This window comes from Chroococcidiopsis thermalis PCC 7203 (assembly GCF_000317125.1).
GTDB classification, from domain to species: Bacteria; Cyanobacteriota; Cyanobacteriia; order Cyanobacteriales; family Chroococcidiopsidaceae; genus Chroococcidiopsis; species Chroococcidiopsis thermalis.
This window is the reverse complement of the sequence record NC_019695.1, coordinates 2412193-2426155: the sequence shown is the minus strand read 5'-3', so window position 1 is coordinate 2426155 and position 13963 is coordinate 2412193. Positions and strand designations below refer to the sequence as shown.

The 13963-nt window shown below is 40.1% G+C and carries 13 protein-coding genes; all 13 read left to right on the top strand.

The features are described from left to right. The first annotated feature begins 15 nt into the window (after positions 1–15). The 13 genes from CHRO_RS10645 (at position 16) to CHRO_RS10585 (ending at position 13892) form a co-directional block, all read left to right on the top strand. Positions 16–471, top strand: coding sequence for a VOC family protein (locus tag CHRO_RS10645; protein ID WP_015154215.1), 456 nt, complete (start codon positions 16–18; stop codon positions 469–471). 208 nt (positions 472–679) lie between these two features. Then, complete coding sequence (locus CHRO_RS10640; RefSeq protein ID WP_015154214.1) at positions 680–1405, top strand: SDR family oxidoreductase; 726 nt, start codon at positions 680–682, stop codon at positions 1403–1405. 372 nt (positions 1406–1777) lie between these two features. Then, positions 1778–2491, top strand: a complete 714-nt coding sequence (locus tag CHRO_RS29565; protein ID WP_015154213.1) for an NHLP leader peptide family RiPP precursor — start codon at positions 1778–1780, stop codon at positions 2489–2491. A gap of 88 nt (positions 2492–2579) precedes the next feature. Beyond that, the gene (locus CHRO_RS10625) at positions 2580–3152 is read left to right on the top strand and encodes a (2Fe-2S)-binding protein (protein WP_015154212.1); all 573 of its coding nucleotides are present in this window, start codon (positions 2580–2582) and stop codon (positions 3150–3152) included. Next, positions 3149–4264 (top strand): XdhC family protein, encoded by a 1116-nt coding sequence (locus CHRO_RS10620; protein WP_015154211.1) that lies wholly within the window; start codon positions 3149–3151, stop codon positions 4262–4264. Before CHRO_RS10625 ends, CHRO_RS10620 begins: the two co-directional genes overlap by 4 nt. 4 nt (positions 4265–4268) lie before the next feature. Beyond that, entirely contained in the window at positions 4269–4883 is a 615-nt protein-coding gene (locus CHRO_RS10615; protein ID WP_015154210.1) for a nucleotidyltransferase family protein, read from the top strand. A gap of 10 nt (positions 4884–4893) precedes the next feature. Then, the gene (locus CHRO_RS31990; RefSeq protein ID WP_181245252.1) at positions 4894–5052 is read left to right on the top strand and encodes a hypothetical protein; all 159 of its coding nucleotides are present in this window, start codon (positions 4894–4896) and stop codon (positions 5050–5052) included. 665 nt (positions 5053–5717) lie between these two features. Beyond that, positions 5718–7148, top strand: a complete 1431-nt coding sequence (locus CHRO_RS10610; RefSeq protein WP_015154209.1) for a sugar transferase — start codon at positions 5718–5720, stop codon at positions 7146–7148. A gap of 34 nt (positions 7149–7182) precedes the next feature. Next, positions 7183–9501, top strand: a complete 2319-nt coding sequence (locus tag CHRO_RS10605) for a GumC family protein (protein WP_015154208.1) — start codon at positions 7183–7185, stop codon at positions 9499–9501. Between the two features lie 103 nt (positions 9502–9604). After that, on the top strand, positions 9605–10369 hold the full coding sequence (locus CHRO_RS10600) for an aspartate/glutamate racemase family protein (RefSeq protein WP_015154207.1): 765 nt from the start codon (positions 9605–9607) through the stop codon (positions 10367–10369). A 62-nt stretch (positions 10370–10431) separates the two neighbouring features. After that, complete coding sequence (locus tag CHRO_RS10595; protein WP_181824306.1) at positions 10432–11460, top strand: hypothetical protein; 1029 nt, start codon at positions 10432–10434, stop codon at positions 11458–11460. A gap of 12 nt (positions 11461–11472) precedes the next feature. After that, positions 11473–12906, top strand: a complete 1434-nt coding sequence (locus tag CHRO_RS10590) for a lipopolysaccharide biosynthesis protein (protein WP_015154205.1) — start codon at positions 11473–11475, stop codon at positions 12904–12906. Positions 12907–12938: 32 nt separating this feature from the next. Next, positions 12939–13892, top strand: coding sequence for a glycosyltransferase family 2 protein (locus CHRO_RS10585; RefSeq protein WP_015154204.1), 954 nt, complete (start codon positions 12939–12941; stop codon positions 13890–13892). Positions 13893–13963: the final 71 nt, after the last annotated feature.

Below are 13963 nucleotides of genomic sequence, written 5' to 3'. Positions count from 1 at the left end.
GTAAGGATCTAAGTTATGGCTTGGCTCAAATTTTCTCAGATGGCAATCAGCTGCCAAGATCCAATTGCAACTGAAAAATTTTACACGAAATATTTCGGCTTCCAACGCGCTCGGGTCGCACCACTTGGCAAGGAACAGATTGTGTTTCTGAAATTGGGTGATATGTATCTTGAGCTGATTCAAGCAAAGGAAGAATCTCCTGCTTACCAGATTCGTAACGATGGACCCGCCTACCCAGGCTGGCGACACCTGGGCTTTCAGGTCGATAATGTCGATGCTAAGCTAGCAGAAATGGGTAAGGATGCCAAAATTTCTCTAGGACCGCTCAACTTTGATGAGTTTATCAGTGGATGGCGATCGGTTTGGATTACCGATCCAAACGGTAACATTATCGAAATTAGTCAAGGATACACCGATCAGGATAATCCGCCGTCTTTAGAGGCGAATGAAGAAGTTGCTTCTATTTACTGAAAATATAAACACTGGCACATAAGAGCAAGATAGTCAAATCAAAAGATTGTCAACTTGCATCGAAATTTCGATCCTTGCGTCAGTGTTTTTTAGTCCCTAAGCTGAAAGGCATTCTAACGAAGAATCAGAGCTTGCTTTGAGCTACTCAAGAGATGTAGGCACACTACATGAGCATCAGTTGATTTAGTTAACAGTAAAAGGAGCCACTATGGATTTACAAAATAAAGTAGCAATTGTTACGGGAGCCAGTAGCGGCATTGGAGCGGCGATCGCCAAGAGTTTAGATGCGGCGGGGATGAAGCTGTTGATTACAGCGCGATCGCCAGAAAAACTGGCAGAACTCGCCGCTCAAATGAATAATGAAACGGCGATCGTACCAGGAGAGATAACTGATTCTGAATTGCCACAACACTTGGTTGATGTAGCTTTAGAAAAATTGGGTCGTCTGGATGTTGTCATCAACAACGCAGGTGTAATGCATATGATGTCAATTGAGGATGCAGACATCGAAGCTTTGTGTAAAATGATTCGGATTAATTTTGAGGCTGTAGTGCGAATGAGCTACGTAGCACTGCGGCATTTTAAGCAACAGGGTAGTGGCTATATCATCAATATGTCTAGTATTTCTGGACTGAAAACGACTCCCAAGTTAGCGGTTTATGACGGTACTAAACACGCCTTAGAAGCTTTTACTGATTCCTTGCGGATGGAGTTGGCTGGTTCTGGTATTGGTGTTGCCACAGTTGAGCCTGGTGCAGTTGCTACTAACCTGTACGACTCTTGGAAATCGCGTGGGATGAAAGGTTATGACGAGCTGGTGCCAAACCCACTTCAAAGTGAGGATGTGGCTCGTTGCGTTCGATTTATTCTAGAGCAACCAGGTAATATTCTGATTCCTAGACTTTTAGCTGTACCAGTAGCTCAGCCAGTGTAGGTAGACTTTTACTGGTATCAACAAAAGTAGTAGGGTCTGTTTTAAAAGGTTGTAGTTTATATAAGTAGGTGAGAGTAATGCTAATATCTCTCACCTTTTAAGTATCTGGTATGTGTCAAAATTAACTTTTCCACAGGTATTTTATAGGATTTATAGGGCAAAGAACAAGTAAAATAATTATTTTTACTCTATAGTTAAAGCTATTAGTTTATAAAATTTTATTAACTAATAGTCATTAAATAGAAATAATAAACAGCAAAATAATTCTAACATTAAACAAAATAAAAGTCCTTGCTCTTAAATAATTTAACCGATAAATTTAAAACATAGAGTTTCACCCTTACAAATAAGGAAGAGAAACGAGAATAGACAATGAAAGCAAGTACTAAATTTACAGATATTCTAACTCAATTCCCTCAAGTTAGAACATTGTGGTCGAATGTAAATGTTACAGATTTTGGACCTTACTACGAAGCTTTACAAGCACGACTAATTGACCGTGTTTGGCATGATGAATTACTTAAGCAAGAAATACTGATCGATCCAAAAGCCGTTTTTGAACGGGAATCGGATATTACATTTCCCGCCAACGTAGAAGTTAGAGTTTTAGAGGAACCAGAGGATACATTTTACTTTGTGATTCCTGCAACTCCGCGAGCAGAAGAGCAATGGTATCGGTACGAACAACTTGCTACTTGGTGGATGTTGGGTCATACTTGGTGGACGACATACTATTATCTTTGCGGTGCTGAGAAAGCCAGAGCTTACAGAGAGAGCTTGCAAGCATTGTGGATCGCTCGTATTTGGACAAATGAGGCTTTCCATGAGAGAATTACATCTAATCCAAAAGCTACGTTTGAAGCAGAAATGGGAGCAGTCTTTCCTCCCAATTTGAAGATTCAATCCCTACAGGAAACTTCAAATCTCATTTATTTTGTACTACCTAAAAACCCGCAAGTTAATCAACTAGACGAAAATTCTACGATGGGACAGTGGTGGCAAGTATCCCATACATGGTGGTGGTGGTTGGTTAATTTACGTTTCCGGCAGCCAGCAAAGAACACGGTGACAGGGATAGTTAGCTAAACGAAAAGCTATTTTGCTATGTCGATCGCTTCTGCGTCTCATTTTTAGAAAAACACATTTTCAGAAAAACAATTTTATGCAAAATCTTATGCAAACTGTCATCAAAGTCAACGGCAAACAGTATACGACAGATGTTGAGCCACGGTTGCTACTTGTAGATTTTCTCCGCGATATTCTAAATCTAACGGGAACAAAGAGTGGCTGCGATACGGGACAGTGTGGTGCTTGTACAGTAATGCTGAATGGCGTATCAGTCAAAAGCTGTACAGTCTTAGCAGTTCAAGCTGATGGTAGCAATGTCATGACGATTGAAGGCGTTGCTCAAAACGGTCAACTTAGTGCATTGCAAGAAAGTTTCTGGAACATGCACGGGCTACAGTGCGGTTACTGCACGCCAGCTATGATTATGTCACTCATGGATTTATTACAAAATAACCCTAAACCTAGCGAAGCAGAAATTCGAGATTGGCTGGATGGTGTCTTTTGCCGCTGTGGTGTCTATCCAAACGCCGTTCGCGCCGTACATTATGCTGTAGAAAAAAATGCTGTAGAAAAAATGCAGATGGAATCTGTAATAGCTAAGCCGGAAACCGTAACGGCTCATGAATGTTTACCAATTGCGCGAACAGCTAATGTACCCCTAAAGGCAAAAAGTCAATGAGGAACGTTGTTGCTGATATCAAACGCTGGTGGAATCAGGGTGACTCTGTGGCACTAGCAACTGTTGTCTGCACTCAAGGCTCAAGTCCCAGAGAACCTGGAGCTGTCATGGCTGTATCGAGTAGCGGCGAGGTCGCTGGTTCTATCAGTGGCGGGTGCGTTGAAGGAGCAGTCGTTGAGGAAGCACTAGCAGCGATCGCGCTGAATCAGCCACGGCTATTAACATATGGAGTGGCTGACGAACTGGGCTTTGTGGTTGGTTTGACCTGTGGAGGCACTATTCAAGTTTTCGTGGAACCCCTCATGCAAAAGTGCTTTGGGAGCGAGCTGCCAATGAATTTTGTCTTTGATGCCATCTGCAAAGCATCAGAGCAGCCTATAGCACTCTGTACGTTAGTTGAGGGGACGAATGTTGGAGCTAAGATGTTAGTGACCGATCGCGGTGCGATCGCTGGTTCTCTTGGCAACGCAGAGCTAGACCAGGTGGTGTCTCGTAACACTCAAAGGATGTTAACTCAGGGATGGAAAAACTTGAGCTACTACGGTGCTAACGGCGAATGCGGGCAGGCGGATGTGGCAATTTTTATTGAGTCCTTTGTACCCCAACCGCACTTCATTGCGATCGGGGCTGTTGATTTTGCGCGATCGCTTTGCAAGCTAGGTAAGATATTAGGCTACCGAATAACCGTATGTGACGCTCGGTCTCGCTTTGCCACACCAGCACGCTTTCCTGAAGCTGACGAGATCGTGGTGAACTCGCCCGGTCAGTATCTCCAAAGCATCCAGATAGACGCTCGTACCATTATTACCGTACTCACTCACGATCCTAAGTTTGATGTTCCTGCGCTCATAGCCGCAGTACGAACACCAGCAGCTTACATTGGCGCGATGGGAAGCCGCAAAGCCACCGCAGATCGAATTCGTCGTCTGAAGGAAGCTGGACTCACTGAAACTGAACTGGCTCGGATTTGCGCCCCAATTGGGCTAGACATTGGTGCTAACTCTTTAGAAGAGACGGCTGTGTCAATTATGGCTGAAGTTATCGCGCTTAAGAGTGGACGTAGCGGCTGTAGGCTTTCTCAGACCCAACAAAAATCAATTCACGTCAAGTAAGCACATGGGACAGGTTGCTATTGCTATCCTTGCTGCTGGTAGAGGTTCTCGGTTTGGCGGGAATTTTCCTAAACCTTTAGCAATGTTTAGGGGGCGATCGCTAGTTTCCTATGCTCTTAAGGCTGCTGATGATAGCGGTCTTGCCCCAATTTTACTTGTCGTCGGTTACAATTCCCAGCAAGTAGCCGCCGCAGCCTTACCAGGAGTGAGTATAGTACATAACCTACAATGGCAAAGTGGAATTGCTTCAAGTCTAAAACAAGCTCTGTGGATGTTAGAGCCGAATAAATCTATTGATGCTCTCTGCATTGGACTTGCCGACCAACCATTCGTGACGGCTGCTTGTTATCGTCGTCTCGTAGCTGCATACCATGAAGGAGCTTCTTTTGTTGTAGCTACCTATGAAGGATCTCGGCGCAACCCCGTCCTCCTGGCTCGTTCGTTGTGGTTTGATGCCATGAAACTTGAGGGGGACGAAGGAGCCAGACAGTTGATGCGAGTTTACTCAGTTGTGGAAGTCAGTTGCGATCGCATCGGTAATCCACATGATATCGATACTAAGGACGACCTTCAACAATTGGAATCTGAAGTGATTTCCAAGCACCGGACAGAGGGTTAAGCTCTGAACGATGCAAACAATAGACCTCCTGCATGAATCAAAAAATCATGGATGTCATTCTGTTGGCGAAGCCTTCCCGAAGGGTACGCAACGCAGTGTAGTGAAGAATCTCCCAGATGTTTCGCTGCGCGTGTGGATGACAATTCAAGTATTCACGCAGGAGGTCTAATGATACTAACCTAGAGTATAGAGGCGTGCTTCAGCACGAGTAAAGTGCTTTCCTAGTTTTTGCCCAAAAAGCTTTCAGCACACTACTCTGTTGGGAGAGTGCTTCTAACGCCACACCTGTTGCAAACGACTTACGACTTCACGCATGGCAGAATAATTTCGCATTTAAAAATGTCCCTACTGAGAGGGATGGTTAGGGTTCATTAAGACAAAATATTTTGCCTAAAAAGAATATGATATCTGCTCAGCACCGATTTTTGCAACACAACCCCGGAATTAAACCCATATCAATAATGTCTGATTTTGTTCCAAGTTTTTCACTTTTTTAGCTCTAAGCTAAGGTATCAAATTCAACATTCAAGTAACTGTAGTGACTATTAAGACAAAGAAACTTACAAACAGAACGGATTTCATGCCATAGCTTAGTTGTCAACGATTGCACGTACTACTTAGTTGGCTCTCCGAGCTTCTGGTAGTACGATGGCACAAACTAAAAGTAAGTAACCAAAATGCTACCTCAAGTAAAAAATGATTCCAAATCATTAATTCAATTTCATAAATCTTTATGAGAACGGTAATGCAATTAAGTCAAGCAATAGGTCTATTACGCATGTTTTCAACAATAGTAATTCTAGAACTTAGTACGTATTCAGAAAGGAATTAGAGATGGTTAAGATCGCTTCTCCAGCCGCTAATTTAGATCTTCGCGCACCTATCTTTACAACCTTAAGTAAGGGAATTGGTGTAGATTGGGTGCAACGCATCATACTAGTTTTAGTAGATTACATACTTCTATCTCTGGCATGGCATACCACCCAGACTCTTTGCACTCCTCTAGATTTTCCCTGGAAGTTGAATAACTTACTTTTACCGATTCCGATTGCTCATATTGGGATAATGGTAGCACGAGGATTATATAACTCTAATGAAGAATATTGTAAATATGTAAGCTCAATCGAAGCCCTAACTTTATCGCATCTTTTGCTACTATCGATTGTCTTTTCCTATCAATCACATCATTTCATTCCCTGGTCTACTTTCTTTTGGGCTTGGTTACTCAGCGTATTGTTCTCTTTGGCTGGACGACTGTGCGCGAACTTTACTACTAACAAGCTACGCCAACAAGGTACAATCTGTAATCCAATTTTCATTATTGGTTTTCCTACAGATATTGAAAAAGCTACCCAGTTATTAGTACAAGAAAATCATTACAGAATTATAGGATATTTGCCAATTTACGCATTAGAGAAATATGGTGTAGACAAAATAGTTGATGAAATTACTAGCTCAGGAGCAGTTGAAGTATTTGTCTGTTCTTGGCACAAAATAGAGCAAAGAATGTTTCTTTATTGGAGATTGCGTAATCATGGCATAACACTCAATATTTTGCCACTTAGCTTAGAAGAAATTGTAGAGGAGAAAATGGGAGCATTTTTATCACTAAAAAGCGGCATACCCTTCTTCAAACTTTCTCCTCCATTAATTGCAGGATTAGATTTTCGGATCAAGCGCTGTTTTGACTTTTGCCTAGCCGTTCTAATTATCTTAGTTTTATCACCTCTATATCTAGCGATCGCGCTTTTAATTAAACTAGATTCTCCCGGTTCTATATTTTATCAACAGACTCGCGTAGGTTTACATGGTAAACACTTCAATGTTTGGAAATTTAGAACAATGGTTAATAATGCAGACAAGCTTCAAAAGGAATTGGAAAACTTTAATGAAATGAATGACGGTATATTATTTAAGATTAAAAATGACCCTCGCCTTACAAAAGTTGGACGTGTTTTAAGACGTTATAGTTTAGATGAACTGCCCCAAGTATTCAACGTAATTTGTGGTGAAATGAGTTTAGTTGGTCCTCGCCCGCTACCGCTCAGGGACATTGAGCAACTTTCGGAAACTCAATTAATTCGCCACGAAGTTTTACCAGGAATAACTGGTCTTTGGCAAACATCCGGTCGTTCAGAAATTACTAACTTTAAAGATGTTCTGCTTTTGGATATTTTCTATATAGAAAACTGGTCTTTGTGGTTGGATTTACAGATTTTGCTAAAAACGATTGTGACTGTAGCTCAGAAAACAGGAGCTTACTGAAAAATACTTATCGCTTATGTATTAAAAAGATCTTATGGAATCTCAAGAACATCTTAATTTAGATTTGCAAAAGTATTGGGAGAGCCTAAAACGCAATTGGATACCTGCTGTAGCTACTTTTGGATTAGTTTCTGTCCTTGCAACCTTAGTAGCATGTTTGCAACAACCTGAATACGAAGCTCAAGGAAAACTCCTATTAAAAGTTAGCCGTACTCCTTCTCTAACAGGAGTAGGTCAACAATTAGGAGAATTAGATCCTCCGCTAGCAGCAAAGAGCAGTCCTCTCAATACAGAAATAGAGATTATTCGTTCTATTCCTCTGGTACAACAGACGATTAGTACCCTTAACTTAAAAGACCAAAACGGCACTTTTCTAGACCCACAAACAATTATCAAACAACAGCTCGATGTAAAAAATATTGGAGCAACAGATATGTTAGTAATTTCTTATAAAAGTCATGATTCTACACAAGCTGCGGTAGTAGTCAACAAACTCATGAACCTTTACATCACTAGAAATTTACTTGCTAATCGCACTGAAGCTGTTACGGCGAATAAATTTATTGCCAAGCAATTACCCATAGCTGAAGCTAGTGTCCGTCAGGTAGAAGTAGCTTTGCGCCAATTTAAGGAAAAAAATCAAGTCGTAGCTTTGGATGAGGAAGCTAAATCGGCAGTCAAAATTATTGAGGAGTTAGAAAACAAAATCAAGCAAACTGAAGCTGACCTTGCTGATGCTACTACTCGGTCAGTAAATCTTCAACAGAAAGTAGGCATGACTTCAAAGGATGCCTTGGCTATAAACTCTCTCAATCAGTCTTTAGGGGTGCAAAAAGTTCTGGAAGAATTACAACAAGTAGAAAGTCAAATAGTAGTCCAACAAAATCGCTTCTCAGACAATAATCCTACGATTATCAGTCTAAAGCATGAAAGAGATAGCCTCAATTCATTATTGCACGATCGCGTTCAACAAGCACTTGGGACTCATACACAAATATCCAAGCGGAGTTTACAAATTGGAGAAAGTCAACAAAAACTGATTGAAAATTTTGCTGCTACGGAAGGAACGCGCTTGGCTATACATAGTCGTTTGGCTTCATTATCTAAAGCTCAATCTAGCTTTAAAAAACGACTCACGACTCTACCCAAATTAGAACAGGAACAGCGAGAGCTACAGCGAAGACTAGCAGCAGCTCAGTCTACTTACCAAACCTTGTTACAGAAATTTCAAGAAGTGCGGTTGGCAGAAAACCAAAACACAGGTAATGCTACTATAATTGAAAACGCCTTAGTTCCTACAAAAGCTTCTATTCGCAAACCAGCTTCGATCGTCATTTTAGGAATTTTATCAGGAATTTTTCTTTCTACAATTGCCGTTCTAATTTTAGAAATAACGGACAAATCTATTAAATCACTTCAAGAAGTCAAAAAAGTTTTTGGCTACGCAGTAGTAGGTGATATTCCTCAGTTTGGGAAAAAAGTTAATAGTCATCGTCAGGATGAACAGCAAAATATTCCACCAGTTTTTGTAAGAGAAATGCCTGATTCTCCCATCAGTGAGGCATTCAATATCCTTCAGGCTAATCTAAAATTTTTTCATCTATTACATCCAGCAGATAGTATATCGATTCAAGCCACTCACGCAAAAAGAAAAATTAAGCCATCTCTCAGTATCGGAACTTTTTTCAGTAGTTTAAAAAACTCTAATAAAGCCTTCAAAACAATTGTGGTAACAAGCTCTATCTCTAAAGAAGGTAAGTCTACAATTTCAGCTAATTTAGCCGCAACTATGGCAGAAATAGGACGTAAAGTTCTGTTAGTAGATGCAAATATGCACCATCCAATACAGCACCAAATTTGGAGATTGTCTAATACATCTGGTTTAAGCAATATTCTAAGCGGTCAAGCTGGATTTGAGGTCATAGAAAAGTCTGATGTGGCTAATTTAGATATTTTGACGGCTGGAGTCATACCGCCTAAACCTATAGCTCTGCTAGACTCTCCACGGATGGCTTTATTAATTGATTATTTTGCTGCTCGCTACGATTTTGTAATTATCGATGCGCCTGCTTTCAGCCATGCAGCTGATGCTCTCACTTTGAGTCATATGAGTGATGGCGTTTTATTTGTAGCGCGACCTGGATTACTTAACTACGTCAGTGCTGATGCTGCTAAGGAGTTATTAGAGCGTTCTACTCAAAAACCTCTGGGTTTGGTCATTAATAATTGGAGCAAAGAAGAAAAATTCAATCATTCCTTAGTCTCTTTCAGAAAAAGGAATTTAAAAAACAATAACATATCCTCTAAAAAAATTTCTTTTAAATACAATGGCTATACTCATAATTCTACGTGAGAATTGACAAAGTTTTGGAAGGCTAAGTACTCGATCGCAAAAATCACTGCCAGCTAGTAAAACAAGCAAAATTGTTGAACCTTAGAAAAAAGTTGAGGAACGTATGAAAAAAGTTTTAGGAATATTGGGGGGAATGGGTCCCCTTGCGTCTGCGGAGTTTTTAAAAACAATCTATGAGTTTAATCTTGCCGATAGAGAACAAGAAATGCCTGCATGTTTTCTTTACTCCGATCCGACAATTCCCGATCGCACGGAAGCGATCGCTAATGGCTTAGATGAGTTATTACTTAACGATCTAATTACAGTTCTAGAAACACTTTACTTATTGGGTGTTGATAAGATTGTCATCCCTTGTATAACTATACATTATTTTCTTCCCAAGGTTCCATCAATTTTGAGAGAGAAGATCGTGTCTTTGGTCGATTTAATTCTAGAAGAAGTCTTAAATAGGCAAGAACATCAACTTTTACTCTGTACGCAAGGAACGCTAAATGCATGTATTTTTCAACAACATAGATTGTGGAAATGGGCTGAACCATACATAATTGTTCCGCAAGCAGAGCATAAACAGATTCACAATCTGATTTATCAAATAAAAAAAGAAGGTATTCAGAAATCAGCTCTGGTTTTCCTCAATACATTACTAAATAAATATGAAGTAAATTCTTTTATTGCCGGATGTACTGAATTTCACTTGCTTGCAAAGTACCTTATCCAACATCATGCCCAATATTATCGCATCGTAGATCCGCTCTTAATTATAGCAACAAATTTAAGAAGATTCATCGATTTACAACCACACGATGCAGATTTTATAACTGTCGATTCGAGAAGGCGATCGCCTATTTATTCCTTCAATGAGCGTTAACCAAAACCAGTTTTTATTGGACGGTCAATATGTCACAAATACATAAATCACAGGGTAAGTATGTGAAGATAGTTTTTGCTCTACTACGCTTGTTTGGGTTCAAATCAATCCCAGCGATCGCCAAACTACTACAAACATACATACCTTTTCCCTTACTTCATTTATATAGAACGTACAAGTATAATCTTTCTACCGTAATAGATCGGCAGCTATCAAATCTTTTCCGAAATCAAGTAGTAACAACTAAAAAGTTAATTGCTAATAGAAAAACAATCTTGTTCTACCCAGAGTTTCCTACTTCTGGGGCAATTTACTATATCTGCCTCTTTCTAGGTTATAACGTCACTAATAACCCCGAAGCAGCTTTCGATCTATGCATTAAGTGGAAAGATGCAACTTTTTCCCCAAAGGATTACGTACTATTTCGATTATCAGTTCAAAATCCAATTCTTAGCATTGTCAATATAAACTGCGAAAATATTAGCAAAACATATGTAGATCGAGTATTTCATACTGTGTTTGGTTACAGCGTCACTGTAGATCCGCTGACATATACCGGACAATGCGTGATGAAATCCGACCTAAACGGTCAGCACGACGGCAAGATAATTTCTTGTCCGATTGACACAGTAGAACCAGGTATTGTTTATAACAAACTCATCGATAATGAAGTAGAAGACGGCAAAGTACTACTACTAAGAGTTCCGGTATTTAAATATATAATTCCCTTTGTTTATTTAAAATACTTCCCAGTCGAACATCGCTTTGGTAGATCTTTTGCTCACCTAATTTCGGTACGGTTAGCGGAGGCTCAAGACATTTTTTCTGAAGTAGAAATTAGTAAAATTTTATGTTTTTGCCAAAAATTAGGACTGGATTATGGCGAATTAGACATACTCAGAGATAGAAGAGATCGACGATTGTACATTGTTGATGCTAATAATACTCCCTCTGCCACTATGATTTACAATCCTCTCGATCTACCTCTCGATAAGCAGAAATGTTTTCTGTCTCCCAGCGATCGCCTAATTGCTCTGCAAAAGTTAGCTCAAGCCTTTAAAACAGCACTGTTAAATCCATCAAAATTGTAACTAGGGTATCCTATGATGGACATCCGCCAAAAAGTAGTCAAAGGTGTAGTTTGGTCTGTGATTCAGCACTGGGGTAGTCAGACAATCTCCTTTGCTGTATTTTCTCTACTAGCTCGCTTACTTAAACCAGAAGAATTTGGTCTGGTTGCTTTAGCTAGCGTTTTTATTGCTTTGATGGAAATCTTTCTCGACCAAGGATTATCTCAGGCGATCGTTCAACGCCAGCAATTAGAGCCAGAGCATCTAGATTCTGCTTTTTGGGCAAACTTGACAGTTGGTATATTACTAACTATATGCAGCATCATTTTTGCTAAACCAATTGCTAATTTATTCAACCGTCAACAACTAGCACCAATCTTACAATGGCTGTCGCTGAGTTTTTTGTTGAACTCCTTCAGTTGCGTACAGCAAGCAATTTTTCATCGCGAATTGGCTTTTAAGTTTGTCGCGGCGCGATCGCTCTTGGCAGCTCTAGGCGCTGGTACGATTGGCATTACTATGGCGGTTGCTGGCTTTGGTGTTTGGAGCCTTGTCGGTCAAAAGTTAGCGGGTGCTTTAGTAGGAGCTGTGGTTTTATGGAGTGCTAGTGACTGGCGACCAAGATTTTGTGTTTCTGTAAAACACTTCCAGGAATTATTTGCTTTTGGTATTAATGCGATCGGATTAAACGCAATCAATTTCTTTAATCGCCGCACTGACGATTTTTTAATCGGATATTTTCTCGGTCCTGTAGCACTAGGGTATTACACCATTGCCTATCGAGTGTTATTGGTCATGACGCAATTACTAATTACCGTCACTAATCAAGTCGCATTACCTACTTTTTCTAAGCTACAAGCAGAACCAGAACGATTGCAACGTGCGTTCTACGCTGTGACGCAACTAACAAGTCTCGTCGCTTTTCCAACTTTTATTGGTATGGCTGTGTTAGCGCCTGAAGTCGTACAGATCTTATTTGGCAGTCAGTGGCGATCGAGTATTCCAATTATGCAAGTATTAGCATTTGTTGGCATTCTCCACTCGATGTTTAACTTCAATTCCACTGTAATGATGGCTAAAGGTAAACCAGCTTGGAAATTGGGGGTAAACTGTCTGACTGCTGTAGTTAATATTTTAGGTTTTATATTAGTAACTCGTTGGGGAGTTGTAGCTGTTGCATTAGCTTATGTCATTGGTAGCTATTTGACTTTTCCAATTTCTATATATGTAGTGCGTAAATTAATTCCTTTACAACCGATCGCCTATCTACGTCAATATGCGATCGCGATCGCGGCAACCTCGGTTATGGTAAGTGCTATTTTGGCAGCCAAATATTTTTTGCCTAGTTTGCTCTCTCTACCAGCCTCACTAGCGATCTATACGCTAATCGGTGCTGTTTTTTATGCTCTAACAATTTTCATACTCGCTCCAAAGTTATTTTGGCACATTCTGAGGTTCATGCGTTAGCTGATTCGCTCTGACAGAGAAGGTAATGAGATATGAACGATCGACCTTTAGTTAGTATAATTATCAATAATTGCAACTATGGATGTTACGTTGATAAAGCAATTGAAAGTGCTTTAAATCAAACTTATTCTCATCTGGAAATTATTGTAGTTGATGATGGTTCTATCGATAATTCTCGCGAAGTTATCGCTCGTTATCAAGATCGAGTCATTCCAGTTTTGAAAGAAAATGAGGGTCAGTCGTCAGCATTGAACGTCGGATTTAACATAGCTAAAGGTGATATTATTTGTTTCCTTGATGCCGACGATCTGGCTCTATTAGAAAAAGTTTCAGAAGTTGTCAATGTATTTAAAAATAACCCAGATATCGGTTGGTGTTTTCATAGCATTAAGGTAATGGATATGAAAACGGGTAAGTTGCTAAAACGAATATGCCATGACAATGTATATGTAACTATCACAGAGGAAACAAAGCAGTCGCGATCGCAAAAATGCGATTTTAGAGCGTCAATGCTCGAACGAGGAAAAGTCGATTTTATTATACCTCCGACCTCTGGTTTGTGCTTTACACGTTCTCTGCTAAAGCAAATTTTTCCCTTGCCTCAGTATAAAACTCATAAAACCTCAGCTGACCGCTGCTTGAAATTTTCGGCGATCGCGTTAAGTTCAGGTTTTTTCTTAGATCGAGAGCTAACTATTCAAAGAGTACACGATTGTAACGCTTACACTGCTAGGAGCGATCGACAACAATATATGGCAAGATCGATTTTAATTATGGCTAACTGGATGAGAGTTAGATTTCCAGAATTAGCAAAGTTTACTAATAAATCTTTCGCCAAAGGACTTAGCATTTACTGGCGCACTGGCGGAGTGGAAGCATCAGCTAAAGAACTTGTCAAAAAATATCTGGCTTCAATTTCAATTCTAGAAAGGCTGAGAATTAGTTTAAGAGCAGTTTACTATAGTTTAAAAATTTGGGAGCGATAATAATTCATGTGTTCGTTGTTGCAGTCGCTTTGTAGTCGATCCCCCAACCCCCTTAACAAGGGGGCATTAGT